The sequence below is a fragment of the Stenotrophomonas sp. AS1 genome, from assembly GCF_048957655.1.
GTDB classification, from domain to species: domain Bacteria; phylum Pseudomonadota; class Gammaproteobacteria; order Xanthomonadales; family Xanthomonadaceae; genus Stenotrophomonas; species Stenotrophomonas bentonitica_A.
Map to the genome: position 1 here is coordinate 217371 of NZ_JARVXM010000006.1, position 25660 is coordinate 243030.

Consider the following 25660-nt stretch of genomic DNA (forward strand, 5'->3'; position numbering starts at 1 on the left):
GCTTGGTGATCGATTCACCCTTCGCCCGCGCACACCGGCGTGGGCGCTGCACGGTCCTGCTGCGGCCGCAGCCACAGCGCCACGCCCACGCCCAGCAACGCGAACAGTGCCGCACCGTACTGCGCGTGGATCATGCCCTGCAGGGCCGCGTCGCTGCTGGCACCGGCGCTGCCACGACCGGCGTTGGCCACCATCACCAGCAGCGCCAGGCCCAGCGCACCGCCGATCTGCTGCGCGGTGGCGGCCATGCCCGAGGCCACGCCCTGCTGCGCGGCCGGCACGCCCTGCCCGGCCACGATCCACATCGAGGTCCAGGTGATGCCCTGGCCGAGGCTGAGCACCACGATGCCCGGCAGCAGCGCCCAGTAGGTCGCGCCATACGGCAACGCAACGGCGACCGCGGCGATGCCGATCGCTCCGGCCAGCATGCCCACCGCCAGCACCTGGCGCGGCGAACGCTGCGCGAGCATGCGCTCGGCGATGCGGATGCCGAAGGTGCACACCAGGGTGGGGGGCAGAAACGCCAGGCCAGCCTGCAGCGCACTCCAGCCGTAGCCATCCTGGTAATACAGCGCCAGGAAGTAGTACTGCACGCCGTAGCTGCTCATGAACAGCATGGTCAGCAGCATCGCCGCACGCAGGCTGCGCAGGCGCAGCAGCGAGAACTGCATCAGCGGGTCGCGGCTGCGGCGTTCGATCTGCACGAAGGCGGCCAGCATCACCGCCGATACCACCAGACAGATCAGCGTGCGCGGCGCCAGCCAGCCCCACTCCGGGCCCTGCACCAGCGTGGTCACCAGCAGGCTGCCGCCGAGGGTCACCGTGACACAGCCGGCCAGATCGAACGAGCGGCCCGCCAGCGGCGCGGGATCGCGCGGCAGCCACCAGCCGCCCAGCAGCGCGCAGCCACTGGCGAAGGGGACGATCACCAGCAGTACCGAGGCCCACCCGAAGCTCTGGGTGAGCACGCCACCGAGCAGGGTGCCCAAGGCCAGGCCGCCGGCGCTGGCCATCGACCAGATCGCCAGCGCGCGGTTGCGCGGCGCGCCTTCGGCGTAGATCGTGTTGATCAGCGCCAGCGTGGCCGGGAACAGCAGCGCCGCGCCGATGCCCTGCACCGCGCGGGCGGCGATCAGCAGCCACGCACTGCTGCTGAACCCACCCACCAGCGAGGCCAGCGCGAACAGCGCCATGCCAAGCCGATAGATACGGCGTCGGCCCAGCAGATCGGCCGCGCGGCCGCCAAGCAGCAGGCAGCCGCCGAAGGCCACCGTATAGCCACTGACGATCCACTGCAGCTGCTGGGCATTGATCTGCAGCTGCGTGCCCATCTCGTGCAGCGCGACGAAGATGATCGTGGAATCCAGCGCGATGATCAGCTGGGCCATCGCCAGCAAAGCCAGGGCAAGGCGTGGAAATGCGGGCGCCGGCGCGCCAGCGGGAGACAGGGGGGAGGTCATGCCGACTCGGTACTGCGTAAGAAGGTGGGCAGTCTCATTGATGACGCTTCATAAATAAACCCGGATACTTCGATATCTGTCATGCATATCCGCATGAATCGGAGGACGTCATGGATCTCAACGCCGTGCGCATGCTGGTGCAGGTGGCGGAGGCGCGCAGTTTCACCCTCGCCGCCGGTCAGCTGGGGATCAGTCAATCCGGGTTGTCGCGGGCGATCGGACGGCTGGAGAGCGCGCTTGGCGTGCGCCTGCTTCACCGCAACACCCGCAACGTCAGCCTGACCCCGGATGGCCGCCAATTCGTCGAGCACTGCGCGCCGCTGCTGAGTGGGCTGGAGGATGCCGAGCGTCGGCTGGGTGATCGCCCCTCCACGCCGTCGGGCGTGCTGAAACTGACGGCGCCGTCGATGTTCGGGCGCAAGGTGCTGGTGCCGCTGGCCGGGCAGTTGATGGCGGCACACCCGCAACTGCAGTTCGAGCTGGTGCTCAACGACCGGCTGGTCGATCTGGTCGAGGAAGGCTTCGACGCCGCATTGCGCACCGGGCCGATCAGCGATGTGCGCATGGTGGCGCGCCCCCTGCGGCCGTTGAACTGGGTCACCGTCGCCTCCCCCGCCTACCTCGCGCAGCACGGTGAACCGGCCACGGTGGATGCGCTGCACGATCACGCCTGCCTGGCGGTGCGCAATCTGCGCAGCGGGCGGCTGGTGGACTGGCAGTTCCGCGAGGCCGAGGGCCAGCTGCGCGAGTTCACCCCGCCGGCGCGGATGGTGTTCGACAGCGGCGACCCGCTGGTCGAGGGCGCCCTGGCCGGGATCGGCATCGTGCAGGTGATGGATTTCGCGGTGGCCGATGCGTTGGCCGACGGCCGGCTGCAGCGGGTGCTGCAACCGTTCGAGGGCCGCAGCCGGGTGCTGTCGCTGGTCTACCCGCCCTCGCGGCAGGCCTCACCGAAGCTGCAGGTGTTGGCGGAGGCGTTGTTGGGTGGTGATTGGTAACCCGCCGGATCACGACCAACGGTCGTGATCTACCGCATGGTGCACGGGGCGATGGCGATCACGACCAACGGTCGTGATCCACCGCGCGACGTCAGGGGGTGACCCGGCAGGTGCCGACCGTTGGTCGGCACGTCTCCATCAACCCGCGAAGCGATCGGTCGCACGCACCAGTGCGTCGACATTCTCCGCTTCAAACGCGGAATGCCCCGAGGCGGGGCTGATCTCCAGCGTCGATTTCGGCCACGCCTTGTGCAGTTCCCACGCGCTCTGTAGCGGGCAGACCACGTCGTAGCGGCCGTGCACGATCACGCCCGGAATGTCGGCGATGCGGTGCGCGTCGCGCAGCAGCTGGTCTTCCACCTCGAAGAAACCGCCGTTGACGAAGTAGTGGTTCTCGATGCGGGCGAAGGCCAGCGCGAACTGCGGGTCCTGGTGGCTGTTCACGAAGTCGTCGTCCACGTGCAGGAAGCTTGTTGCCCCTTCCCATACGCTCCACGCCTTGGCTGCCGCCAGGCGGGTGGCCTCGTCATCGCTGGTCAGGCGGCGATGGAAGGCCGAGATCAGGTCGTGGCGCTCCACCGCCGGGATCGGCTTGAGGTAGTGCTCCCACGCATCCGGGAACAGGCGGTTGGCGCCTTCCTGGTAGAACCATTCCAGCTCCCAGCGGCGCAGCATGAAGATGCCGCGCAGGACCAGTTCGGTCACGCGCTGCGGGTGGGTCTGCGCGTAGGCCAGTGCCAGGGTCGAGCCCCAACTGCCGCCGAACACCTGCCAGCGATCCACCTTGAGGTGCTCGCGCAGCGTCTCGATGTCGGCCACCAGGTCCCAGGTGGTGTTGTCGACTAGGTCCGCATGCGGCGTGGAACGGCCGGCACCGCGCTGGTCGAACAGGATGATCCGGTACTTGGCCGGGTCGTGGAACTGGCGCATCTTGTCGCTGCAGCCGCCGCCCGGGCCACCGTGCAGCATCACCACCGGCTTGCCATCGGGATTGCCGCACTGCTCGAAATACAGCGTGTGGCGGTCATCGACCTTCAGGGTGCCGACGTCGTAAGGGGTGATGGCGGGATACAGCGTACGCATGACAGGAACTCCATGTGGAATGACAGTCGCCGCATCACGCTGCGCGGCGGCCCGGTGGACAGGTCATTCTAGCCCCGGGGTCGGCGCGGGGCCGGCACTCGGTCAGGCCACCAGACAGCCCAGGCTCACCCGGTCGCGCTGCTCCAGATCGCGCTCGGTGGCGACCGACTGGAAACCGGCCTGCTGCAACAACGCGCGGATCACCTCGCCCTGGTCCCAGCCGTGTTCGATCAGCAGCCAGCCGCCGGGAAGCAGGTGCGCTGCCGCGCCGTCGATGATCAGGCGGATGTCGTCCAGCCCATCGGGGCCGGAGGCCAGCGCGGTGGCCGGTTCGAAACGCAGGTCGCCCTGCGCCAGGTGCGGGTCGTCGCTGGCGATGTACGGCGGGTTGGTGGCGATCAGCTCGACGCGCTCGCCCGCCAGCGGCGCGTACCACGCCCCCTGCCGGAAGCTGACATTGTCCAGTGCGTGGCGCTGCGCGTTGCGCGCTGCCACGGCCAGGGCCGCCTCACTGAGGTCGGTCGCGATCACCTGCGCCAACGGCCGCTCGCTGGCCAGGGCCAGCGCTATCGCGCCGCTGCCGGTGCCCAGATCCGCGACCCGCAGCGGGGTATCCGCGGGCAACCGCGCCAGCGCCAGCTCGACCAGCAGTTCGGTCTCCGGGCGCGGGATCAGGGTGGCCGGGCTGACCTCCAGCTCCAGGGTCCAGAAGCCGCGGCGGCCCAGCAGGTAGGCCACTGGTTCGCCGGCCAGGCGCTTGGCGAGCAGGGCCTCGAACGCGGCCACCTGCGCGGGCGCGACCGGATCGGTGGCATGGGCGAACAACCAGCTGCGCTCACGCTCCAGCACCTCCAGCAGCAGCAGTTCGGCGTCGTGCCTGCCCTCCACACCGGGCAGGCGGGTGGCGGCATCGGCGAGCAGCTGGCGGACGTCTGGCGGGGCGGCAGTCATGGCGGATCGGAGCAACGTCGGGGCGCGCAGTGTAGTGCACCGGCAGCGGTCGGCCAGGCGTGCGCCAGGGGCCTTCGGCGGCAGCAACGCGATTGAAACTACGCATCGCCACTACATATATAGATTCGTAGGCGCTATCGAGTTCCGTCGAAAAACCGGTCGTTCCGGCACCGCGGCGCCCCGCACCGTTCAGGTTCCCACCGCGGCGCATATGCAGAAGCTATTGAAGCGATCATTCGCCACCGCCCGCTGGTCATTGCGCTGCAACGCTTTTGACGGCCATGGCCATCAACATTCATCGCAGGATCAGACCTTTTTGATAGCCTATGACTATCGCATAGATGCAATCAATGGATTGTCCTTATGGGAACGGAGCCGCTAACCTGTGTTGGTCGCTTCACCCACCCCCTTCACCAAGAGGAACAACGATGTCGCTCATCAACACCCAGATCCAGCCGTTCGAAGCCAACGCCTACCAGAACGGCGAGTTCATCAAGGTCTCCGACAGCACCCTGAAGGGTCACTGGTCCGTGCTGATCTTCATGCCGGCCGCGTTCACCTTCAACTGCCCGACCGAGATTGAAGACGCCGCCGACCATTACGCCGAGTTCCAGAAGGCTGGCGCCGAGGTCTACATCGTCACCACCGACACGCACTTCTCGCACAAGGTGTGGCACGAAACCTCGCCGGCCGTCGGCAAGGCCCAGTTCCCGCTGGTCGGCGATCCGACCCACCAGCTGACCCGCGCCTTCGGCGTGCACATCGAAGAAGAAGGCCTGGCCCTGCGCGGCACCTTCATCATCAACCCGGAAGGCGTGATCAAGACTCTGGAGATCCACTCCAACGAGATCGCCCGTGACGTCTCCGAGACCCTGCGCAAGCTGAAGGCTGCCCAGTTCACCGCCGCCAACCCGAACCAGGTCTGCCCGGCCAAGTGGAAGGAAGGCGAGAAGACCCTGACCCCGTCGCTGGACCTGGTCGGCAAGATCTAAGCCGTATCCCATCCCCATCCCCGCCCGCCGGGGATGGGGGTGAACCCAAGCCGGTGCCCCACGCGCCGGTTTCGGTTCACCCCCATGTCGCGCAGATGCACCCGCGGGGTTCGTCGACGCTGTTCCCTTGCCTGAATCAAGGAGTTTTTCGATGTTGGATGCCAACCTCCAGTCCCAGCTGAAGACCTATCTGGAACGTGTCACCCGTCCGATCCAGATCACGGCGCACGTGGATGACGGCGCCAAGTCGCAGGAGATGCTCGAGCTGCTGAACACGCTGACCACGCTGTCGGCGCAGATCAGCCTGGACGTGCGTCGCGACAGCAGCGAGCGCACGCCCTCCTTCGCGCTGACCACGCCCGGCCAGGACATCCATCTGGTGTTCGCGGGCCTGCCGATGGGCCATGAGTTCACCTCGCTGGTGCTGGCCCTGCTGCAGGTCGGCGGCCACCCGTCCAAGGCCACGGCCGAGCTGATCGAGCAGGTGCGCAACCTGGAAGGCGAGTACCGCTTCGAAACCTACTTCTCGCTGTCCTGCCAGAACTGCCCGGACGTGGTGCAGGCATTGAACCTGGCGGCGGTGCTGAATCCGCGCATCCAGCACGTGGCGATCGATGGCGGCCTGTTCCCGGCCGAGGTGGAAGCGCGCCAGATCATGTCCGTGCCGACCGTGTACCTCAACGGCGAAGTGTTCGACCAGGGCCGCATGACGCTGGAACAGATCGTGGCCAAGCTCGATACCGGCGCGGCCAAGCGCGATGCCGAAAAGCTCAGCAGCAAGGCACCGTTCGACGTGCTGGTGGTGGGCGGTGGTCCGGCCGGCGCAGCGGCAGCGATCTACGCCGCACGCAAGGGCATCCGCACCGGTGTGGCCGCCGAACGCTTCGGTGGCCAGGTGCTGGACACCATGGCGATCGAGAACTTCATCTCGGTCAAGGAAACCGAAGGTCCGAAGCTGGCCGCCGCGCTGGAACAGCACGTGCGCGAGTACGAGGTGGACATCATGAACCTGCAGCGCGCCACCGCCCTGGTGCCCGCCGGCGATGATGGCCTGGTCGAAATCAAACTGGAAAACGGTGCATCGCTGAAATCGCGTTCGGTGATCCTTTCCACCGGTGCACGGTGGCGCCAGATGAACGTGCCCGGCGAAGATCAGTACCGCAACAAGGGCGTGGCGTACTGCCCGCATTGCGACGGTCCGTTGTTCAAGGGCAAGCGCGTGGCGGTGATCGGTGGCGGCAACTCCGGCGTGGAAGCTGCGATCGATCTGGCGGGCCTTGTGACGCATGTGACCCTTCTGGAATTTGATGACAAACTGCGTGCCGATGAAGTACTGCAGAAGAAGCTTCGCAGCCTGGGCAACGTCACCATCATCACCAGCGCCCTCACCCAGGAAGTGCTGGGCGATGGCCAGAAGGTGACGGGCCTGGTCTACCAGGACCGCGTCGGCGGCGATTCGCACCGGGTGGAACTGGAAGGCATCTTCGTGCAGATCGGTCTTCTGCCCAATACCGAATGGTTGAAGGACACGGTGGCGCTGTCACCGCGTGGCGAGATCCTGATCGACGACCGCGGCCAGACCAGCGTGCCGGGTGTCTTCGCCGCAGGCGATTGCACGACCGTTCCGTACAAGCAGATCGTCATCGCGATGGGCGCCGGTTCCACTGCGGCACTGAGCGCCTTTGATCACCTGATCCGCACCTCCGTTCCCAAGAGCAGCGGCGCTGTCGCCGAAGCTGCCTGAAACGTTTCGGTTCCCGGTTCGCCGGGAACCTTGTCTGTCTGCTGGGTAGCCACGCCATCACCCGGTCCATTGCCGCAAGAGGTCCAAGGAAATGAACCTACGTGATTTGAAGTATCTGGTGGCGCTGGCCGACCACCGCCATTTCGGCAAGGCGGCCGCCGCCTGCTTCGTCAGCCAGCCCACCCTGTCCACCCAGATCCGCAAGCTCGAGGACGAGCTGGGGTTGCCGTTGGTGGAACGTGCCCCGCGCAAGGTCATGCTCACCCCGGCCGGGGTGGAAGCGGCCGCGCGCGCGCGCACCATCGTGGCCGAGGTGGAGCAGATGAAGGAAGCCGCACGGCGCAGCCGCGATCCCGAAGCCGGCACCGTCCGGCTCGGCATCTTCCCGACGCTGGGCCCGTATCTGCTGCCGCATGTGATCCCCAACATCCGCGAGCGTTTCCCGCAGCTGGAACTGCTGCTGGTCGAGGAAAAGAGCGATGAGCTGCTGACCCGGCTGCGCGAGGGCAAGCTCGATGCCGCCCTGCTGGCACTGCCGCTGGACGATGACCAGCTGCACGCCGAGTTCCTGTTCGAAGAGCCCTTCCTGCTGGCGGTTTCCCAGCAGCACCCGCTGGCACGCCGCCAGCATCTGGACGTGCAGGAGCTCTCGTCGCAGAAGCTGCTGCTGCTCGAGGATGGACACTGCCTGCGCGACCAGGCGCTGGCCGTCTGCCGGTTGTTTGGCGCCAACGAGAAATCGGAGTTCCGCGCCACCAGCCTGGAGACGCTGCGGCAGATGGTGGCTGCCGATGTGGGCATCACCCTGCTGCCGACGCTGTCGGTCAAGCCCCCGGTGCCGCGCTCGGACAACATCCGCCTGCTGGACTTCAGCGGCGATGACCGCCCCAGCCGCCGCATCGCGATGGCCTGGCGGCGCAGTTCGGCGATGACCGGGTTCCTGGAACAGCTGGCCCAGCAGTTCAAACGGCTGCCGCAGGGCCTGCTCGCGCTGGAGTCCACCGACGTTCCGGGTGCCACGGCCACGCCGCTGCAACGCGCTGGCTGAGCCTGGCTGAACCGGCCGGCGGGGCCGATACGCCGGACGGGTCGCATCCGTCCACGATTGTCAGCACAATAGGACGAGGCGGTGCCAGCAGGCGCCGCCTTTTTGCATGGGTCTTCCACAAACGCAAGGAGCTACACCATGTCCACTTCCAGCGGACTGCCCCCTTCCATCATTGTTTCAAGCCACGACATGGACCGCCTGGACGCCATGCTCGAGTCTCCCGCTGTCAGCCAGACCCCCGCCGGGATCGCCCTGGCCGAAGAACTCAACCGGGCGACCGTTGTGGCGCCGGACCAGGTTCCCGAGGGCACCGTCATGATGCATTCGCGCGTGGAGTGCGAAGATGAGCTGCAGAACGAAAAGCACGTTCTGACGCTGGTCTATCCGCGCGAGGCCGATGTTGAACAGGGCAAGGTATCGATCCTCGCACCGGTGGGCACCGCCCTGCTGGGCCTGTCGATCAGCCAGACCATGGATTGGGTGGCACCGGGCGGCCGCAAGCTGCGCCTGCGGGTGACCGCCGTCCATCACCAGCCCCACGCCTGACCCCGCCTGCTGCGTCGTCGCGCAGGTTCCACCGTTTCGTCCCAGGAGTTGCAATGAGCACCGTTTCGCTGTCCAAACTCTCCCAGCTGCGTGATCTGTCCGTGGTGGTTGCCGATACCGGCGATTACGAGGCGATCAAGCGCTTGAAGCCGGTCGACTGCACGACCAATCCCACCCTGGTGAAGAAAGCGCTGGACCTGCCGGTGTACGCCGATCTCATCGAGAGCGCGCTGGCCTGGGGCCGCGAGCAGGGTGGCGAGCGCGAGGCGGTTGTCCACGCGGTGGCCGATCGCCTGACCGTGGGCGTGGGCACCCTGCTCAGCACCCTGGTGCCGGGCCGGGTCTCGACCGAGGTCGATGCCGACCAGGCGCACGACACCGCAGCGACGGTCGCCAAGGCGCGCCAGTTCATCGCCATGTACGAGGCGGCCGGCGTGCCGCGCAGCAAGGTGCTGATCAAGATCGCAGCGACCTGGGCAGGCGTGGAGGCAGCGCGCCAGCTGCAGGCCGAAGGGATCGACTGCAACCTGACGTTGATCTTCAATCCCACCCAGGCGCTGGCCTGCAGTGAGGCCGGTGCGTTCCTGATTTCGCCGTTCGTGGGCCGCATCCTGGATTGGTATGTGGCCAACGGACAGGCGCCGGCAAGCATCGATGAAGACCCGGGCGTGGTGTTCGTGCGCGGCGTGTATGCCGAGTTCAAGCGCCGTGGTTCGCCGACGGTGGTGATGGGTGCCTCGTTCCGTTCGACGGCGCAGATCGAGGCGCTGGCCGGCTGCGATCGCCTGACGATTTCGCCGGACCTGCTGGAGAAGCTGGACGCCGATCATGGCGAGCTGCCGCGCAAGCTGGTGGCCGGTGCGGCGGAGCCGGTGCAGGTGACGCCGATCGATGCGGCGCGCTTCGCGGCGGATCTGGCGGCCGACCCGATGGCGACGGAGAAGCTGGCAAGCGGTATCGATGCGTTCGCCAAGGATCTGGAGGCGTTGCGCCAGACGATCCGCGAGCGCCTGTAAGCGCTGGCCGCTGGCTCGCTATACAAAAGGCCCCGCACTGCGGGGCCTTTCGTTTTTGGCGCTTGCGGCAACTGCAACTGCAACCGCTCACTTTCGTCGGGGTTGGCGCGATGTGGGCGCGATTGCTGGACGCGCCGTCGACACATGGCGGGTGCGTCCGGGTGCGCAGTACAGCAGTGAACCCAAGGCCGTCTATTGGACCGGGTAGAGCCGACCGTTGGTCGGCTCCCACGTGATCAGGCACCCACACCGATCGGGCAACTGACGCCGGTGCCACCGATGCCGCAGTAGCCGTTGGGGTTCTTGGCGAGGTACTGCTGGTGGTAATCCTCGGCGTAGTAGTACTCGGGCGCCGGAAAAACGATATCGGTGGTGATCGCGCCGTAGCCGCTGTCGTTCAGGCGCTGCTGGTAGGCATCACGGCTGGCCAGGGCGGCGTCGAGCTGGGCCTGGGTGGTGGCGTGGAGCGCGGAGCGGTACTGGGTGCCGGTATCGTTGCCCTGGCGCATGCCCTGGGTGGGATCGTGACTTTCCCAGAAGACCTGGAGCAGGCGCTCGAGCGGGACGATGGCCGGGTCGTAGACGACCTCGACGATTTCGGTGTGCCCGGTAAGGCCGGAGCAGACTTCTTCGTAGGTGGGGTTAGGGGTGACGCCGCCGGCGTAGCCGACCGAGGTCGAGTAGACGCCGGGGATCGTCCAGAATTTGCGTTCAGCGCCCCAGAAGCAGCCCATGGCGAAGCGGATGCGCTCCAGGCCGGTGAAGCTGTCTTTCAGCGGGTGGCTGTTGACGTAATGCTGGTTGTGCAGCAGTGGCAGCGGGTGCTCGCGGCCTGGCAACGCCTCTTCCGGGCGCGGCAGGCGCTGCTTGAAGGCGCCGATGCCCAACAGACCGTTTCCAATACCCAACATGGCGTTCTCCTAGGCCGGCAACAGGCCGGCGCTTTCGTCTCCATCGAACATGGGGGCGTCCGGGGCCGCGCCCAAGTCCAGCTGGGCGACGATGTCTTCGGCTTCGGGACGGGCCAGGTCGGGAACGCACACGCGCAGGACGCCGAACAACGGAAGTTCGCCCATGCCGCCCAGCAGGGATTCGCCGAAGACGAACGCGGGGATTCCCGCATCCTCCAGGGCGTGTTTGACCAGATGGGCGTCGAACAGGTTGTCGGCCTGGTAGATCACGTGCATGGGCGGGCTCCGGAGGGCATGGGGCCAGCATACGCCCGGGGGCTGAAGGCGTGCCGACCAACGGTCGGCACCTACCCGTTTAGCCTGTCGCCTTACGACAGGCTAAACTGTTGGTCTTTCTACCTTTTAACTGCGACCGCGCATCATGTCCGAGTCTACCGCCGCCCCCACCGACGCCCTTCCGGAAACCCAGGAAAAACGGGATTTCATCCGTCAGATCGTCCGCGAGGACCTGGCCGGCGGCAAGCATGCCGCGATCAAGACGCGCTTCCCGCCCGAGCCCAACGGCTACCTGCACATCGGCCACGCCAAATCGATCTGCCTGAACTTCGGCATCGCCGGCGAGTTCAACGGCGTGTGCAACCTGCGTTTCGACGACACCAACCCGGCCAAGGAAGACCCGGAGTACGTGGCCGCGATCCAGGACGATGTGCGCTGGCTGGGCTTTGAGTGGAACGAGCTGCGCCATGCCTCGGATTATTTCGATGCGTACTATCTGGCTGCCGAAAAGCTGATCCGCGACGGCAAGGCCTACGTGTGCGACCTCTCGGCCGAGGAAGTGCGTGCCTACCGCGGCACCCTGACCGAACCGGGTCGCCCGTCGCCGTTCCGCGACCGCAGCGTCGAGGAAAACCTGGACCTGTTCCGCCGCATGCGCGCGGGCGAGTTCCCGGATGGTGCGCGCACCGTACGGGCCAAGATCGACATGGCCAGCGGCAACATCAACCTGCGCGACCCGGCCCTGTACCGGATCAAGCACGTTGAACACCAGAACACCGGCAATGCATGGCCGATCTACCCGATGTACGACTTCGCGCATGCACTGGGCGATTCCATCGAGGGCATCACCCACTCGCTGTGCACGCTGGAGTTCGAAGACCACCGCCCGCTGTACGACTGGTGCGTGGACAACGTCGATTTCGCCCACAACGACGCGCTGACCCAGCCGCTGGTCGATCGCGGCCTGCCGCGTGAGGCGGCCAAGCCGCGCCAGATCGAGTTCTCGCGTTTGAACATCAACTACACGGTGATGAGCAAGCGCAAGCTGATGGCGCTGGTCACCGAGCAGCTGGTGGATGGCTGGGAAGACCCGCGCATGCCGACCCTGCAGGGTCTGCGTCGCCGTGGCTACACCCCGGCGGCGATGCGCCTGTTCGCCGAGCGTGTGGGCATCAGCAAGCAGAATTCGCTGATCGATTTCAGCGTGCTCGAAGGCGCGCTGCGCGAAGACCTCGACAGCGCCGCCGCGCGCCGCATGGCGGTGGTCGATCCGGTCAAGCTGGTGCTGACCAACCTGCCCGATGGCCACGAAGAAACCCTGACCTTCTCCAACCATCCCAAGGATGAGGCCTTCGGTACCCGCGAGGTGCCGTTCGCCCGCGAGCTGTGGATCGAGCGCGAGGATTTCGCCGAGGTTCCGCCCAAGGGCTGGAAGCGCCTGGTGCCGGGCGGCGAAGTGCGCTTGCGCGGCGCCGGCATCATCCGCTGCGATGAAGTGATCAAGGACGCCGACGGCACCATCACCGAACTGCGCGGCTGGCTGGATCCGGAATCGCGCCCGGGCATGGAAGGCGCCAACCGCAAAGTCAAGGGCACCATCCATTGGGTCAGCGCCGTGCATGCGGTGCCCGCCGAGATCCGCCTGTACGACCGTCTGTTCTCGGTGCCGAACCCGGACGACGAAACCGACGGCAGGACCTATCGCGATTACCTCAATCCGGACTCGCGCCGCACCGTCACCGGCTATGTCGAGCCGGCCGCAGCCAGCGCCGCGCCGGAGCAGTCGTTCCAGTTCGAACGGACCGGCTACTTCGTGGCCGACCGCCGCGACCACACCGCCGCCAAGCCGGTGTTCAACCGCAGCGTGACCCTGCGCGATACCTGGTCGGCGTAAGCTGCACCCGGCCGGTGCCAGGCACCGGCCACCGCGTGACCCCGGCGCGGCCCTGCATCGGCAGGGCCTGCGCTCCAGATTCCCTGCGACCGGCGCAGCCCTGCGCCGGCGTGCGCGTGGCCGCGTTCAGCGCGGGCACGGCATCCCCGGGCGCGGCCCGATACACTGCCGCTGCTCCATCTTTGAAGAGGTTCATGTCCCGATGCTGTACGCGCAAGTCCATCTCACCCTGCCCGCCTGGATCCACGACCAGATCGATCTGGGCCGTGTCTATCCCGAGGACGCCGACAAGGTCGCGCTGGCGATTGAACTGTCGCGCCTGAATGTCGAGGCACAGAGCGGCGGCCCGTTCGGCGCCGTGGTGTTTGGGCCGGATCATCGCGTGATCGCCGCCGGCGTGAACCGCGTGGTGCCGCATACGACCTCGCTGGCGCATGCCGAGAACATGGCCTACATGCTGGCCCAGCAGCGCCTGCAGACCCCGCGCCTGAACGATGTGCTGTCACCGATCACCCTGGCCACCTCCTCGCAGCCGTGCTGCCAGTGCTACGGCGCCACCATCTGGGCCGGCATCGATCGGCTGCTGATCGGTGCCAGCGCACAGGACGTGGAAGAACTAACCCCGTTCGATGAAGGCCCGCTGCCGGCGGACTGGATCGGCGAACTCAACAAGCGTGGCATCGAGGTCGTGCGCGACATCGAGCGCGACGCCGCGCGCGCGGTGCTGCGCCAGTACGGAGAGATCAACGGTGCCCATTACTGATATCCGCGCTTCGGGCGCGATGCGATGAGCGGCCTGCTGTGTCTGTGCCGCCAGGGGTTTGAACCGGAACTGGCCGCCGAGCTGTCCGAGCGTGCGGCCTATGCCAACGTGGCCGGCTATGTGCGCACCCAGCGCAATGACGGTTACGTGGTGTTCGTCACCGACGAAGGTGCGGCGCTGTCCAAGGCCCTGTCCTGGCGCTCGCTGATCTTCGCCCGGCAGAAGCTGCAGGTGCTGGCCGAACTGCCGCAGCTGGATGCTGCCGACCGCATCACCCCGATCCTCGCCGCCCTGCAGGGGCAGCAACGCTTCGGCGACATGTGGGTCGAACATCCGGACTCGGACGAAGGCAAGCCGCTGGCCGGCCTGGCCCGCGCGTTCGGCAATGCGCTGCGCCCGGCGCTGCGCAAGGCCGGCCTGCTGACCGACAAGCCGAACACCGGCCTGCCGCGCCTGCACATCGTGTTCGTGGATGGCCGTCATGCCTTCGTGTGCGTGGCCGACACCCGCGACAGCGCGCCCTGGCCGCTGGGCATTCCTCGCCTGAAGCTGCTGCCCGACGCGCCCTCGCGCTCGGCGCTGAAGCTCGATGAAGCCCTGCTCACCCTGATGACGCCCGAAGAGCGCGAACTGTTGGTCAAGCCGGGCATGCGCGCGGCCGACCTGGGCGCTGCGCCGGGCGGCTGGACCTGGGTATTGACCCGCCAGCACCTGAAGGTGATCAGCGTGGACAACGGCCCGCTGCGCGAGCACGTGCTGGAGACCGGGCTGGTTGAGCATCTGCGCGCCGATGGCTTCCATTGGCAGCCGGAGACCCCGCTGGACTGGATGGTCTGCGACATGGTCGAACAGCCCCGCCGCGTGGCCGAACGCATGGCCACCTGGTTCCGCGAGGGCTGGTGCAAGCATGCGATCTTCAACCTCAAGCTGCCGATGAAAAAGCGCTGGGATGAAACCCGCATGTGCCTGGAGCTGTTCCAGGAACAGGCCGGCAGGCCGCTGCATCTACGCGCCAAGCAGCTGTACCACGACCGCGAAGAAATCACGGTGCTGGCCTCGCCGCTGCGCTGACCCACGCGCACCGCCGGTAGAGCCGGGCCATGCCCGGCTGGCGCGCAACGCGCGGCAATGATCGAAGCACGCGCCGGTCGCCCGGCGCCACTACGTCAAGAACGGAGATTCCATGCGACGCCGATCAAACCTCATCCTGCTGCTGACGCTGCTGCCCACGCTTGCCCTGGCCCAGGTCCGCCCGCCGTCACCGGCGGTCAGCGAACCGCTGCGCGAGGTCCCCGCGAGCGTGCGCGCACAGCCGTTGTCGCAGGGCGAGGTGACCCATCAGGTCACCCTGGCGGCGCCGGCAGGCGAAGCTGCGGTAACGGTGCGTTCGGTGCAGCCGGTGAGCGTGGTCGGTCAGTACCGGATCGCGTTCGCGGCGCTGGATGTCGACGGCGACGGCTTCATCAGCCGTACCGAAGCGCAGGCCAACCCGACCCTGGCCGATGAGTTCAACGCGCTGGACGTGAAGCGGCGCGGCAAGCTGGACCGCGCCGACCTGGCCGGCTGGCTGATCGACTGAGCGCGCGGGTCACAGCCCCGCGGCGCGCTTCCAGAACATCGACACCAGCGGCGGCAGCTTGCCGGCGCAGCCCAGCGCGCGCCCGCGCGCCAGGGTCAGGTGCATTTCATCGTTGGAGAACACCGTATTGATCGCATCGAAGCTGTACGCAGCGACGGTGTTCTCGCTGCGGCGCTCGCGCGCCCAGCGCTGCAGGCGGTGCGGTGACATCCAGTCCTGGCGGCGCTGCTGTGCAGCCAGCACCATTGCCCGCAACGCAGCCACATCACGCAGGCCGAGGTTGACGCCCTGCCCGGCCAGCGGATGCACCACGTGGGCCGCATCCCCCAGCGCAAGCACGCGGCCGGCGACGTAACCGGTCGCCAGCTGTCGGCGCAGCGGGAAGGCCGCGCGCCTGGAGGCCAGCGTCATCGCGCCCAGGCGGCCGGCAAAGGCGTTGGTCAGCTCGCGACCGAACGCCGCATCATCCAGCGCCAGCACGCGCTCGGCCTCGGCGTCGGGCAGGGTCCACACGATCGAGCTGCGGTGCGTGCCGATCGGCAGCACCGCCAGCGGGCCGGTCACCAGGAAGCGCTGCCAGGCCGTGGCTTCGTTGGCTTTTTCGGTATCCACGTAGGCGACCACGCCACGCTGGCCGTACTCCTGGCGCGTGACCTCCAGCCCGGCCAGCCGGCGCAGGGTGGATTCGGCCCCGTCCGCGGCAATCGCCAGCGACGCCTCGAGCCTGCGGCCGTCATCCAGGCGCAGGCGCACCCCGTTGGCGTCCTGCTCCAGGGCTTCCACCCGCGCCGGGCAGCACAGCTGCACGCCGGCCGCCGGCAGCGCCGCCCACAGGCGGTCCACCAGCAGATCGTTCTCCACGATCCAGCCCAGTTGTTCGCGGCCGAGCGTGTCGGCATCGAAGCGCAGTTCATCGCCACCGGCCGCATCCCAGACCCGCATCCGGCGGTAGGCACACGCCCGCGCCGTGCTCACCGCCGGCCACACGCCGAGCGAGGCCAGCAGCTGCGCATTGTCCGGCGCGAACGCATACACGCGCAGGTCCGGCTGCTGCGGTTGCCACGCGGCGGGCTCGCGGCCTTCGACCAGCGTCACCGTCAATCCGGCATCGGCCAAGGCCAGGGCGCAGGCCGCACCGACCACGCCGCCGCCGACCACCACCACGTCCTGCGGGCGCCGGCTCACAGGCCGGCTCCGCGGCACAGCGCCGGCACCTGACCACGGAAGCCCATCGCGCCCCCCACCAGCATCGACTGCATCGGCGTCGCCTGTGCCGCCAGCAGGCCGAGCGACCGCAGCGGCCGCATCAGCGGCGCCGGGTTGCTGGTCAGGCGCGCCAGCCCACCGGAGAAGGCGATGGTCTGCTCGCGGTCTTCAAGACGTCGGGCCACGTGTTCGCGCAGCAGCGCATCGCTGCCGGCATCGTCGGCGTCGGCCACGAGTTCGGCCAGGGTCAGCGCATCGCGCAGGCCCAGGTTGAAGCCCTGTGCGCCCAGCGGATGGATGGTCTGCGCGGCATTGCCCAGCAGGACCGTGCGCTCACCGACCAGCGCGCGCGACAGCACCTGCATCAAGGGGTACGCGCTGCGTGGCCCACTCTCCAGCAGGCGGCCGGCACGCCAGCCGATGGCCCCCTGCAGCCGGCTCACCCAGGCCGCATCGTCCAGCGCCATCACCGCCTCGGCCTGCTCGCGGGCAACGCCGTGCACCGCACCGAAGTGGCGGTCGCCACGCGGCAGCAACGCGGTCGGGCCGGTGTCGGTGAAGCGCTCGTACGCGGCGCCGTCCGGCGCACGTGCGGCGCGCACCCGCGAGACGAACAGGGTCTGCTCGAAATCATGCTCGTCCACCTCGATCCCCAGCGCCTCGCGCACGCCGCTGCGGGTGCCGTCGGCACCGACCACCAGGCGCGCCAGCAGGCAGCGCTCACCGCTGTCATCGGCGATGAAGACCTGGCGATACCCGTCCACCGTGGCGCCCAGGCGCACGAACCGGGCCGGGCGATAGCGGGTCAGGTGGGCCAGCGTGTCCAGCCGCGCCTCCAGCGCCTGGCCGAAATCGCGGGCGACCACGACCTGGCCGAACCACGGGCGCTGGTACTGCGCGGCCGCCATCTGCACCCGACCGAAATCGCCTGCGCGGCTGACATGGATGCGGGTGATCGGGCCGGGCGCAGTAGCCAGCTTCTGCATCACGCCCAGTGCGGTCAGCGCGTTGACCGTGGCGGCCGCGAAGCTGAGGTTGCGCTGGTCGAACACTGCCGGCAGCGTGCCCAGCGGCGAAGCCTCGACCAGGCCGACATCACGGCCGGCACGGTCCAGGGCGATGGCCAGGCTGGCACCGACCAGCCCGCCGCCTACGATCACTACATCATGTCGTTCACTCATGCCCGCCATGATAAGGGTTCGCCCGTTCGGGCGGCGTGCGGCGGGGTGCCGCAGCAGGCGCTAGAATGAATGCCTGCCCCCACCCGTCACCGCCATGACCTCCACTGCCCACCGCGCCTTCGTCCTGTCCGTGCTCGTGCTGCTGATGGCGGCCACGCGGGTCAACCATTTCGCGGCGATTCCGGATGCGTCCTGGGCGGTATTCTTCATCGGCGGCTTCTACCTGCGCGCGTGGACCCGCGGGGCGTTTCCGCTGCTGATGGCGGTGGCGGTGCTGGTCGACTGGATCGTCATCCGCCGCAGCGGCCTGGACTTCTGGCAGCACTACTGCGTGTCACCGGGCTACTGGATGCTGCTGCCGGCCTATTTCGCCATGTGGAGCGGCGGCATGCTCCTGCGCGCCGGCTATCACGGCGCCAGCTGGGCCGCGCTGGGCAAGGGCGCGCTGCTGCTGGTCGCGGCAGTAGCGGTCTGCCACCTGTTCGCCCAGGGCGGTTTCTACTGGACCAGCGACAACGTCGCCACGCCCACCTTCAGCGGCTGGGCGAAGAACTACGGCGACTGGTTCCTGCCCTACCTGCGTACCGCCGCGGTCTACGTCGGTCTGGCCGCCGCCCTGCAGCTGGCGACCGAACAGGTCGGCAAGCTGCTGCAGGCGCGCCGCGACGTGCTGCGCTGACCGCGGCCGGAGGCGACCGTGGGCAACCGCTTGTCCCGCATCTATACGCGCACCGGTGACGACGGCAGCACCGGCCTGGGCGATGGCAGCCGCGTGGCCAAGGACGACGCCCGGGTGGCCGCCTACGGCACCGTCGATGAAGCCAACTCGGCGCTGGGCGTGCTGCTTGCGGTGCCGCTGCCGGCCGATGTGCGCACCCTGCTGACGGTGATCCAGCACCAGCTGTTCGATCTGGGCGGCGAGCTGTGCATCCCCGGCCATGCCGCCATCCACGCCGCCGATATCCAGGCGCTGGAGCAGCAGCTGGATCACTACAACGCCGATCTGCCGGTCCTCAAGGAGTTCATCCTGCCCGCCGGTGGCGAAGCCGCTGCGCGCTGCCACCTGGCCCGCACCATCGTGCGCCGCGCCGAGCGCGAGACCGTCACCCTGGCGCGCCGGGAGACGGTCCGCCCGGAAGCGCTGCATTACCTCAACCGCCTGTCGGACCTGCTGTTCGTGCTCGCGCGCGTACTGGCCCGTGCCGACGGCCACGGCGAGGTGCTCTGGCGCCACGAGCGCCGCCACGCCTGAGCGGCCCCGCCGCCCCACCGGATATCCTGCCCGCATGCTGGTTTTCACCCACCCCGCCTGTCTGCAACACGATCCCGGCCGCGGCCATCCCGAATGCCCGGCGCGCCTGCAGGGGGTACTTGATGCGCTGAAGGCGGCCTATCCGGACCAGCTGGACTGGCGCGAAGCACCGCCCGCCAAGCTCGGCGAGCTGGCCCGGGTCCACGACAGCGAACTGATCGATCTGGTGCTCAAGCCGCAGACCGAGCCGTTGCGCCTGATCGACATGGACACCATGACCTCGCCCGGCTCGGCCAGCGCGGCCCTGCATGCAGCCGGTGCCGGCGTCGCCGCCGTGGATGCGGTGATGCTCGGCGACGACCCGGTCGCCTTCTGCGCGGTGCGCCCGCCCGGCCACCACGCCAGCGCCAGCACCGCCATGGGCTTCTGTCTGTTCAACAACATCGCCATCGCCGCGGCCTACGCGCGTGACCGCTATGGGCTGGAGCGGATCGCCATCGTTGATTTCGATGTGCACCACGGCAACGGCACCCAGGACATCTTCATCGCCGATCCCGGCGTGGCCTACTACAGCACCCACCAGGCCGGGCTGTTCCCCAACTCCGGCCTGCGCCGCGACCGCGGGGCCGGCAACCTGATGAACATCCTGCTGCCGCCGGGCAGCGGCGGCTTCCGCTTCCGCAACACCTGGGCCGACGAGATGCTGCCGGCCATCGATGATTTCCGCCCGCAACTGCTGCTGATCTCGGCCGGCTTCGATGCGCACATGCGCGATCCGCAGGCCGACCTGATGCTGGAAACCGAGGATTTCGCCTGGATCACCACCGAGCTGCGCGGCCTGGCCCGGCGCCACGGGGCCGGCCGGATCGTCTCCATGCTCGAGGGCGGTTACGACCTGCAGGCCCTGGCCGAGTGCAGCGTGGCCCACGTCGGCCAGCTGCGCTGAGCCGCGCGGGGCCGCCCGGCGAATGAACCCGGCCCCCTGCCTGGGCCGGACCTTCATTGCCCCTATGCAAGGGATGGGGCAAGCTACGATCCGTTTTCGTCCGAATCCGATACCGCGTGCGCCGAGCCCTCCGCCTGCTGCCCCTCCCCCTCAGTATCGCCATCTGCCTGCCGGCCCTGGCCGACGACAAGCCGGTGAACTGGGGCCTGTGCCCGGTGACCGACGTGCTGCCCGTGTTCGACGACGCGCCCAAGGCCGACAAAGCCGCGGCCGCGACGCGTGACCAGCAGCCGACGGACATCGAAGGCGACCAACTGACCGGTACCTCCGTGGTGCCCAACTACCAGGGCAATGTCGCGCTCAAACGCGGCGACCAGTTCCTGGGCACCGACAACCTGAGCTTCGATACCGAAAGCGGCAACTACATCGCCGAGGGCAATGTCCGTTACCAGGACTCCTCGATCCGGATGAAGGCCCGTCGCGCCGAGGGCAACCAGGAAAGCGACACCCACAAGATCAGCGATATCCAGTATCAGCTGGTGTCCCGCCGCGGCAATGGCGGCGCCGAGTCGATCGACCTGCAGGGTGCGGTCGGCCAGATGCACCGCTCCACCTACACCACCTGCGATCCCTCGCAGCCGGTATGGAAGCTGTCGGCACCGCAGATCGAGGTCGATAACGACGCCGGTTTCGGCACCGCACGCAACGCGGTGCTGCGGATCGGCAAGGTGCCGATCCTGTGGGCGCCCTACTTCAAGTTCCCGATCGATGATCGCCGCCAGACCGGCCTCCTCTATCCGCAGGTGGGCCTGTCCGGGCGCAACGGCTTCGATTACACCCAGCCGATCTATCTGAACCTGGCGCCGAACTTCGACGACACCCTGATGCCGCGCTACATGAGCAAGCGCGGCTTCATGCTCGACAACGAATTCCGCTACCTCTACGACGGTGGCCGCGGCGAACTGCTGACCGCCTACCTGCCCAACGACAAGCTGCGCGACAAGGATCGCGGCCGCGTGGAGTTCAGCGGGTACCACAATATCAACGCCAACTGGCAGGCCCGTGCCAGCCTGGCCTGGGTCAGCGATGAGCGCTATCTGGAGGATTTCTCCAACCGGCTGCTCGGCGTGACCACCTCCAACCTGCAGAGCCAGATCGGCATCTACGGCACCGGCGAGAACTGGACCGGCGGCCTGATGGCCGATTACTGGCAGCTCACCGATTACACCCTGACCGAAGCGTCCCTGCCCTACGCCCGCCAGCCGCGCCTGTTCGTCAACTGGGACAAGCCGCTGCTGCCCTGGCTGGAAACCGGCGTGTACGCCGAAGCCGTCAACTTCACGCATCTGGATGTGCATGAGAAATTCGGCGCCGACCAGGAGTACGAGCGCACCGGCGTGTCACGCAGCATGGACGGCGGTTCGCGCCTGGACGTGAAGCCGTATGTGTCCATGCCCTTCAGTGGCGCGGCCTGGTACGTCACCCCGACCCTGGCCTACCGCTACACCGGGTACGACCTGGAGCGCGGCCTGGCCGACGACATCCGCCGGCAGAACCTGATCGCCGCCGGTATCGATCCGGCCACCGCCACCCCGGACCAGCTGCGCGGCAATACCTCGCCAAGCCGCAGCCTGCCGATCGGCACCATCGACGCCGGCCTGTTCTTCGATCGCGAGACCAAAATCGGCGATACCCGCTTCCTGCATACCCTGGAACCGCGCCTGTTCTACCTGCGCACGCCCTACCGCGACCAGAGCGATCTGCCGGTGTTCGATACGCGTGACTTCACCTTCAGCTGGGGCCAGCTGTTCCGCGATTCGCGCTATTCCGGCGCCGATCGGCAGAACGATGCCAACCAGCTGACCATGGCGGTGAGCACCCGTTTCATCGACCAGGACACCGGCAAAGAGCGCTTCTCGGGCAGCATTGGCCAGATCCTGTACTTCGATGATTCGCGGGTCACGCTCAACAGCAGTGAAACCCCAGTCGAGCAGGGCAAGTCGGCCTGGATCGCCGATACGAACTACATGATCAACGACCGCTGGACGCTGGGCGCCACCTACCAGTGGGACCCCAAGTACAAGCGTGAGGACCTGGCCAGCGTGCGCGCGCGCTACCTGATGTCCAACGACGGCATTGTCAATCTGACCTACCGCAGCCGTCTGAATCCGCAGGCCTCGACCACGGCGACCCGCCGTGACCGGACCCTGCTGGAGCAGGCCGACCTGTCCTTCCTGTACCCGCTCAATGAGCGCTGGAGCCTGGTCGGCCGCTATTACTACTCCATCCAGGACCGCGCCCCGCTGGAAATCATCGGCGGTGTGCAGTGGGACAGCTGCTGCCTCGCCGTTCGCGCCATTGCCCGCCGCTACGTGCGCAACCGCGAGGGTGAACTCAACAACTCCTTCCAGATCGAGTTCGTGCTCAAGGGCCTGAGCTCCATCGGCCAGAACACGGACCGCACCTTGCGCCGTGCTATTCTCGGGTACTACCGAGACGACCTCTATCTGGTGCCGCCCAGCAACACCGGTGCAGCCCGCGACGACTACGATCCGAATCAGATCCCATGACCAAGACCCTTCCCGTACTCCTCGCCTCCCTGCTGGCGGTCTCCTCCGCGACGGCCCCGTTGCAGGTGCTGGCCCAGCAGAGTCAGCCGCTGGACCGCATCGCGGCGATCGTCGATGAGGACGTCGTGCTGCAGAGCGAACTGGACCGTGCCGTCCAGAACATCAAGGCGCAGTACGCCGGTCGCGAAAACCAGCTGCCGCCCGATGATGTGCTCAGCCGCCAGGTGCTGGAGCGTCTGGTCCTGGTCAAGCTGCAGGTGGCGCGTGCCGAGAGCAGCGGCATCAAGGTCAGCGACCAGGAACTGAACCAGGCCATCAACGCCATCGCCCAGCAGAACGGCTCCACCCTGGATGCCCTGCGCCAGCGTCTGGCCAGCGACGGTCTGGATTTCAACGATTTCCGCAATTCGGTGCGTGACGAGATCACTGTCCAGCGCCTGCGCCAGAGCTTCGCGCAGAGCCGCATCACCGTCAGCGAAGGCGAAGTGGACGGCGCGCTCAAGCAGCAGGCCACCGTGGGCACCCAGTATCACCTGGCCCACATCCTGATCGGCCTGCCCGAAGGTGCCACCGCCGAGCAGATCACCACCGGCCAGAAGAAGGCCGATGGCGTCAAGGCACTGCTGGACAAGGGTGAGATCGACTTCAACGCCGCGGCGGTCCGTTATTCGGACAGCCCGAACGCGCTGGAAGGCGGCGACCTGGGCTGGCGTTCGCTGGATGAGATCCCCAATGCCTTCGCGCAGATGATGAAGGAAATGAAGACCGGCGACGTGGTCGGTCCGCTGCGTGGCCCCAGCGGCTTCCAGCTGCTGAAGCTGGTGGAGGTGCGTGATGCCAGCGCGGCCGCCGCCGGCGGTCACACCATCACCGAGTACCACGCCCGTCACATCCTGGTCCGCATCACCGACCAGCAGGACAACGCGGCGGCCAAGGCCAAGATCGACACGCTGCGCGCCCGCATCGCCGGTGGCGCCGAGTTCGACGCGGTCGCCAAGGAATCCTCGGAAGACAACAACAGCAAGGGCCAGGGCGGCGATCTGGGCTGGTTCCCGGTCGATGCATTCGGCCCGGACTTCGGCAAGCAGGTCGAAGGCGTGGCCGACGGCGGCGTGAGCCAGCCGTTCCGCACCGATGCCGGCTGGCATATCGTCCAGCGCGTTGCCACGCGCCAGACCGATGCCACCACCGACAACCAGCGTGCCCAGATCCGTGAAACGATCGGCCGTCGCAAGCTGGAGGAAGAGTACAACCGCTTCCTGCAGGAACTGCGTGGCGAAGCCTACGTGGACATGCGCGGCTATGCGCCGGGTGCCGCGGCGACCACGCCGCCGCAGTCCTGATCCATGCTCCCGCAGCTCGCGCTGGTACCGGGCGAGCCGGCGGGGATCGGCCCGGAGCTCTGCCTCCGCCTGATCCAGCAGCCGCGCGCCGATTGCCGGCTGCTGGCCTTCGCCGACCCGGATACCCTGCACGCCGCCGCCGCGGCGCTGTCGCTGCCGCTGCAGCTCCTGCCTGAAGACGCGATCGCCCGCCAGCCGGGCGATCTGCCGTTGCGGGTGGTGCCCAATGCGGTGGCATCCCGTTTCGGCACCCCCGACCCGGCCAATGCCGGCGCGGTGATCGGCGCCCTGCGCCAGGCCGGCCAGGCCTGCCTGACCGGTGAACTGGCGGGCGTGGTCACCGGCCCGGTGCACAAGGCGGTCATCAATGAAGGCGGCATCGCCTACAGCGGCACCACCGAACTGCTGGCCGACCAGGCCCGCACCCCGGTGGTGATGATGCTGGCCAACGAGATCGTGCGGGTCGCCCTGGCGACCACCCACCTGCCGCTGCGCTCGGTCGCCGATGCGATCACCGCCGAGGGCCTGGCCCTGACCCTGCAGATCGTCCACGACGCCCTGCAGCGCGATTTCGGCCTGGCCTCGCCGCGCATCGCCGTGCTCGGGCTCAACCCGCATGCCGGCGAAGACGGCCATCTGGGCCGCGAAGAGCTCGACCTGATCATCCCGCTGCTGGAGCGCCTGCGCGCCCGGGGCATGGACCTGGTCGGCCCGCTGCCGGCCGATACCGCGTTCCTGCCGGCCAAGCTGGCCGGTTTCGACACGGTGCTGGCCATGTACCACGACCAGGGCCTGCCGGTGCTCAAGTACAGCGGCTTCGAGCAGGCCGTCAACATCACCCTGGGCCTGCCCTACCCGCGCGTCGCGGTCGACCACGGCACCGCCCTGGACCTGGCCGGCCGCGGCATCGCCGACCCCTCCAGCCTCCTCGCTGCCACCGCGCTGTGTGCCCGGCTGGCGCGCCAACGTACACTGGTGCCATGACTTCTTCGTATTCCTCCTCCGGCGCGCCCGGTTTCTCCGGCCCCGCCAAGAAGCAGCTTGGCCAGCACTTCCTCGCCGACCGCAGCTACATCGACAAGATCGTCCTGGCGGTCAACCCGAAGGACGGCGACCGCCTGGTCGAAATCGGCCCCGGCCAGGGCGCCATCACCCTGCCGCTGCTGCGCCGCCACCCGAAACTGACCGTGATCGAGTTCGATCGCGACCTGGTCGGGCCGCTGGCGGCCGCCGCCGAACCGCTGGGTGAGATGACCATCATCCACCGCGACGTGCTGCAGGTGGATTTCACCGAGCTGGCCGCTGGTAGTCCGATCCGCCTGGTCGGCAACCTGCCCTACAACATCTCCTCGCCGATCCTGTTCCATGCGCTGGACCACGCGGCGGTGATCACCGACATGCACTTCATGCTGCAGAAGGAAGTGGTCGACCGCATGGCCGCCGATCCGGGCAGCAAGGTCTACGGCCGGCTGAGCGTGATGCTGCAGGCGTTCTGCAAGGTGACCTCGCTGTTCGTGGTGCCGCCGGGTGCGTTCCGGCCGCCGCCGAAGGTCGATTCGGCCGTGGTGCGGCTGGTCCCGCGCGATCCGGCCATGGTCGGCATCCTGGACCGCAAGCGATTTGCCCACGTGGTCAAGGCCGCCTTCGGGCAGCGCCGCAAGACGCTGCGCAATGCACTGCAGAACGTATGCACGCCCGAGCAGTTCGAAGCAGCCGGGGTGCGCAGCGATGCCCGTGCCGAGCAGCTGGACGTGGCGCAGTTCATCGCGCTGGCGAACGTGCCGTACACCGACGTTGACGACGCCGCGCAGGGATGAGCGCCTCGCCCGCGGCCCCCGGGCGCCGCGCGCACGTGGAACCGCCTGACCTTCATGACGGGGCGCTGCCGGCCGGGCAGCACT

General features: G+C 67.8%; 24 protein-coding genes. 17 read left to right on the plus strand and 7 right to left on the minus strand.

The window, feature by feature from the left end; genetic code table 11:
* Positions 1 to 14: 14 nt before the first annotated feature.
* On the minus strand, positions 15 to 1460 hold the full coding sequence (locus PV764_RS09965) for an MFS transporter (protein WP_421116537.1): 1446 nt from the start codon (positions 1458 to 1460) through the stop codon (positions 15 to 17).
* Positions 1461 to 1570: 110 nt separating this feature from the next.
* Here PV764_RS09965 and PV764_RS09970 point away from each other — a divergent pair, with 110 nt between their 5' ends.
* Positions 1571 to 2458, plus strand: coding sequence for a LysR family transcriptional regulator (locus tag PV764_RS09970; RefSeq protein ID WP_046271989.1), 888 nt, complete (start codon positions 1571 to 1573; stop codon positions 2456 to 2458).
* 138 nt (positions 2459 to 2596) lie between these two features.
* Here the strand turns inward: PV764_RS09970 and pip are convergent, their stop codons facing one another.
* Together pip and prmC are read right to left on the minus strand one after the other, a co-directional pair.
* A complete protein-coding gene (gene pip / locus PV764_RS09975; protein ID WP_019182408.1) occupies positions 2597 to 3541 on the minus strand; it encodes a prolyl aminopeptidase in 945 nt (314 codons plus the stop codon).
* A gap of 102 nt (positions 3542 to 3643) precedes the next feature.
* Positions 3644 to 4492, minus strand: coding sequence for a peptide chain release factor N(5)-glutamine methyltransferase (prmC, locus tag PV764_RS09980; protein ID WP_421116538.1), 849 nt, complete (start codon positions 4490 to 4492; stop codon positions 3644 to 3646).
* 428 nt (positions 4493 to 4920) lie between these two features.
* On the opposite strand from prmC, the gene ahpC reads away from it, so the two are divergent.
* The 5 genes from ahpC (at position 4921) to PV764_RS10005 (ending at position 9838) form a co-directional block, all read left to right on the plus strand.
* Positions 4921 to 5484: an alkyl hydroperoxide reductase subunit C gene (gene ahpC / locus PV764_RS09985; RefSeq protein ID WP_019182410.1), complete on the plus strand. Its 564-nt coding sequence runs from the start codon at positions 4921 to 4923 to the stop codon at positions 5482 to 5484.
* 151 nt (positions 5485 to 5635) lie between these two features.
* Positions 5636 to 7228 (plus strand): alkyl hydroperoxide reductase subunit F, encoded by a 1593-nt coding sequence (ahpF, locus tag PV764_RS09990; protein ID WP_399618493.1) that lies wholly within the window; start codon positions 5636 to 5638, stop codon positions 7226 to 7228.
* 91 nt (positions 7229 to 7319) lie between these two features.
* Positions 7320 to 8276 carry a DNA-binding transcriptional regulator OxyR gene (oxyR, locus tag PV764_RS09995; RefSeq protein ID WP_019182412.1) on the plus strand — a complete coding sequence of 319 codons (957 nt, stop codon included), beginning with the start codon at positions 7320 to 7322 and terminating at the stop codon, positions 8274 to 8276.
* A gap of 138 nt (positions 8277 to 8414) precedes the next feature.
* A complete protein-coding gene (rnk, locus tag PV764_RS10000) occupies positions 8415 to 8822 on the plus strand; it encodes a nucleoside diphosphate kinase regulator (protein ID WP_421116539.1) in 408 nt (135 codons plus the stop codon).
* Between the two features lie 53 nt (positions 8823 to 8875).
* Positions 8876 to 9838, plus strand: coding sequence for a transaldolase (locus tag PV764_RS10005; RefSeq protein ID WP_046271992.1), 963 nt, complete (start codon positions 8876 to 8878; stop codon positions 9836 to 9838).
* 236 nt (positions 9839 to 10074) lie between these two features.
* On the opposite strand, the gene msrA is transcribed toward PV764_RS10005, so the two are convergent.
* Positions 10075 to 10728 (minus strand): peptide-methionine (S)-S-oxide reductase MsrA, encoded by a 654-nt coding sequence (msrA, locus tag PV764_RS10010; RefSeq protein ID WP_026069653.1) that lies wholly within the window; start codon positions 10726 to 10728, stop codon positions 10075 to 10077.
* Positions 10729 to 10758: 30 nt separating this feature from the next.
* On the minus strand, positions 10759 to 11025 hold the full coding sequence (locus tag PV764_RS10015; protein WP_019182416.1) for a DUF2007 domain-containing protein: 267 nt from the start codon (positions 11023 to 11025) through the stop codon (positions 10759 to 10761).
* A gap of 145 nt (positions 11026 to 11170) precedes the next feature.
* On the opposite strand from PV764_RS10015, the gene PV764_RS10020 reads away from it, so the two are divergent.
* The 4 genes from PV764_RS10020 to PV764_RS10035 all read left to right on the plus strand — a co-directional run bounded on the left by PV764_RS10020 (position 11171) and on the right by PV764_RS10035 (position 15261).
* Entirely contained in the window at positions 11171 to 12919 is a 1749-nt protein-coding gene (locus PV764_RS10020) for a glutamine--tRNA ligase/YqeY domain fusion protein (RefSeq protein ID WP_019182417.1), read from the plus strand.
* Positions 12920 to 13121: 202 nt separating this feature from the next.
* Positions 13122 to 13682 (plus strand): nucleoside deaminase, encoded by a 561-nt coding sequence (locus tag PV764_RS10025; protein WP_019182418.1) that lies wholly within the window; start codon positions 13122 to 13124, stop codon positions 13680 to 13682.
* Positions 13683 to 13706: 24 nt separating this feature from the next.
* Positions 13707 to 14753, plus strand: a complete 1047-nt coding sequence (rlmM, locus tag PV764_RS10030; protein ID WP_019182419.1) for a 23S rRNA (cytidine(2498)-2'-O)-methyltransferase RlmM — start codon at positions 13707 to 13709, stop codon at positions 14751 to 14753.
* A 112-nt stretch (positions 14754 to 14865) separates the two neighbouring features.
* Positions 14866 to 15261, plus strand: coding sequence for a hypothetical protein (locus tag PV764_RS10035; RefSeq protein ID WP_019182420.1), 396 nt, complete (start codon positions 14866 to 14868; stop codon positions 15259 to 15261).
* A gap of 9 nt (positions 15262 to 15270) precedes the next feature.
* Here the strand turns inward: PV764_RS10035 and PV764_RS10040 are convergent, their stop codons facing one another.
* Positions 15271 to 16446 carry a UbiH/UbiF family hydroxylase gene (locus PV764_RS10040; protein ID WP_019182421.1) on the minus strand — a complete coding sequence of 392 codons (1176 nt, stop codon included), beginning with the start codon at positions 16444 to 16446 and terminating at the stop codon, positions 15271 to 15273.
* Positions 16443 to 17648: a 2-octaprenyl-6-methoxyphenyl hydroxylase gene (gene ubiH, locus PV764_RS10045; protein ID WP_421116540.1), complete on the minus strand. Its 1206-nt coding sequence runs from the start codon at positions 17646 to 17648 to the stop codon at positions 16443 to 16445. Before ubiH ends, PV764_RS10040 begins: the two co-directional genes overlap by 4 nt.
* 94 nt (positions 17649 to 17742) lie before the next feature.
* On the opposite strand from ubiH, the gene PV764_RS10050 reads away from it, so the two are divergent.
* The 7 genes from PV764_RS10050 to rsmA all read left to right on the plus strand — a co-directional run bounded on the left by PV764_RS10050 (position 17743) and on the right by rsmA (position 25576).
* Positions 17743 to 18327 carry a hypothetical protein gene (locus PV764_RS10050; RefSeq protein WP_284128348.1) on the plus strand — a complete coding sequence of 195 codons (585 nt, stop codon included), beginning with the start codon at positions 17743 to 17745 and terminating at the stop codon, positions 18325 to 18327.
* A gap of 18 nt (positions 18328 to 18345) precedes the next feature.
* Positions 18346 to 18900 carry a cob(I)yrinic acid a,c-diamide adenosyltransferase gene (locus PV764_RS10055; protein ID WP_070426656.1) on the plus strand — a complete coding sequence of 185 codons (555 nt, stop codon included), beginning with the start codon at positions 18346 to 18348 and terminating at the stop codon, positions 18898 to 18900.
* A 34-nt stretch (positions 18901 to 18934) separates the two neighbouring features.
* On the plus strand, positions 18935 to 19846 hold the full coding sequence (locus PV764_RS10060) for a histone deacetylase family protein (protein WP_019182425.1): 912 nt from the start codon (positions 18935 to 18937) through the stop codon (positions 19844 to 19846).
* 116 nt (positions 19847 to 19962) lie between these two features.
* Positions 19963 to 22416 carry an LPS-assembly protein LptD gene (gene lptD, locus PV764_RS10065; protein ID WP_019182426.1) on the plus strand — a complete coding sequence of 818 codons (2454 nt, stop codon included), beginning with the start codon at positions 19963 to 19965 and terminating at the stop codon, positions 22414 to 22416.
* A complete protein-coding gene (locus tag PV764_RS10070) occupies positions 22413 to 23759 on the plus strand; it encodes a peptidylprolyl isomerase (protein WP_019182427.1) in 1347 nt (448 codons plus the stop codon). Before lptD ends, PV764_RS10070 begins: the two co-directional genes overlap by 4 nt.
* Before the next feature lie 3 nt (positions 23760 to 23762).
* Positions 23763 to 24743: a 4-hydroxythreonine-4-phosphate dehydrogenase PdxA gene (gene pdxA / locus PV764_RS10075; RefSeq protein WP_046271998.1), complete on the plus strand. Its 981-nt coding sequence runs from the start codon at positions 23763 to 23765 to the stop codon at positions 24741 to 24743.
* Positions 24740 to 25576: a 16S rRNA (adenine(1518)-N(6)/adenine(1519)-N(6))-dimethyltransferase RsmA gene (gene rsmA / locus PV764_RS10080; protein WP_421116541.1), complete on the plus strand. Its 837-nt coding sequence runs from the start codon at positions 24740 to 24742 to the stop codon at positions 25574 to 25576. The genes pdxA and rsmA overlap by 4 nt, the downstream gene beginning before the upstream one ends.
* Positions 25577 to 25660 lie beyond the last annotated feature (84 nt).

Bases quoted from the DNA above. Each gene is read 5' to 3' on its own strand.
- PV764_RS09965 (WP_421116537.1), bottom strand. From the start codon at position 1,460: ATGACCTCCCCCCTGTCTCCCGCTGGCGCGCCGGCGCCCGCATTTCCA.
- PV764_RS09970 (WP_046271989.1), top strand. From the start codon at position 1,571: ATGGATCTCAACGCCGTGCGCATGCTGGTGCAGGTGGCGGAGGCGCGC.
- pip (WP_019182408.1), bottom strand. From the start codon at position 3,541: ATGCGTACGCTGTATCCCGCCATCACCCCTTACGACGTCGGCACCCTG.
- prmC (WP_421116538.1), bottom strand. From the start codon at position 4,492: ATGACTGCCGCCCCGCCAGACGTCCGCCAGCTGCTCGCCGATGCCGCC.
- ahpC (WP_019182410.1), top strand. From the start codon at position 4,921: ATGTCGCTCATCAACACCCAGATCCAGCCGTTCGAAGCCAACGCCTAC.
- ahpF (WP_399618493.1), top strand. From the start codon at position 5,636: ATGTTGGATGCCAACCTCCAGTCCCAGCTGAAGACCTATCTGGAACGT.
- oxyR (WP_019182412.1), top strand. From the start codon at position 7,320: ATGAACCTACGTGATTTGAAGTATCTGGTGGCGCTGGCCGACCACCGC.
- rnk (WP_421116539.1), top strand. From the start codon at position 8,415: ATGTCCACTTCCAGCGGACTGCCCCCTTCCATCATTGTTTCAAGCCAC.
- PV764_RS10005 (WP_046271992.1), top strand. From the start codon at position 8,876: ATGAGCACCGTTTCGCTGTCCAAACTCTCCCAGCTGCGTGATCTGTCC.
- PV764_RS10015 (WP_019182416.1), bottom strand. From the start codon at position 11,025: ATGCACGTGATCTACCAGGCCGACAACCTGTTCGACGCCCATCTGGTC.
- PV764_RS10020 (WP_019182417.1), top strand. From the start codon at position 11,171: ATGTCCGAGTCTACCGCCGCCCCCACCGACGCCCTTCCGGAAACCCAG.
- PV764_RS10025 (WP_019182418.1), top strand. From the start codon at position 13,122: ATGCTGTACGCGCAAGTCCATCTCACCCTGCCCGCCTGGATCCACGAC.
- rlmM (WP_019182419.1), top strand. From the start codon at position 13,707: ATGAGCGGCCTGCTGTGTCTGTGCCGCCAGGGGTTTGAACCGGAACTG.
- PV764_RS10035 (WP_019182420.1), top strand. From the start codon at position 14,866: ATGCGACGCCGATCAAACCTCATCCTGCTGCTGACGCTGCTGCCCACG.
- ubiH (WP_421116540.1), bottom strand. From the start codon at position 17,648: ATGAGTGAACGACATGATGTAGTGATCGTAGGCGGCGGGCTGGTCGGT.
- PV764_RS10050 (WP_284128348.1), top strand. From the start codon at position 17,743: ATGACCTCCACTGCCCACCGCGCCTTCGTCCTGTCCGTGCTCGTGCTG.
- PV764_RS10060 (WP_019182425.1), top strand. From the start codon at position 18,935: ATGCTGGTTTTCACCCACCCCGCCTGTCTGCAACACGATCCCGGCCGC.
- PV764_RS10070 (WP_019182427.1), top strand. From the start codon at position 22,413: ATGACCAAGACCCTTCCCGTACTCCTCGCCTCCCTGCTGGCGGTCTCC.
- pdxA (WP_046271998.1), top strand. From the start codon at position 23,763: ATGCTCCCGCAGCTCGCGCTGGTACCGGGCGAGCCGGCGGGGATCGGC.
- rsmA (WP_421116541.1), top strand. From the start codon at position 24,740: ATGACTTCTTCGTATTCCTCCTCCGGCGCGCCCGGTTTCTCCGGCCCC.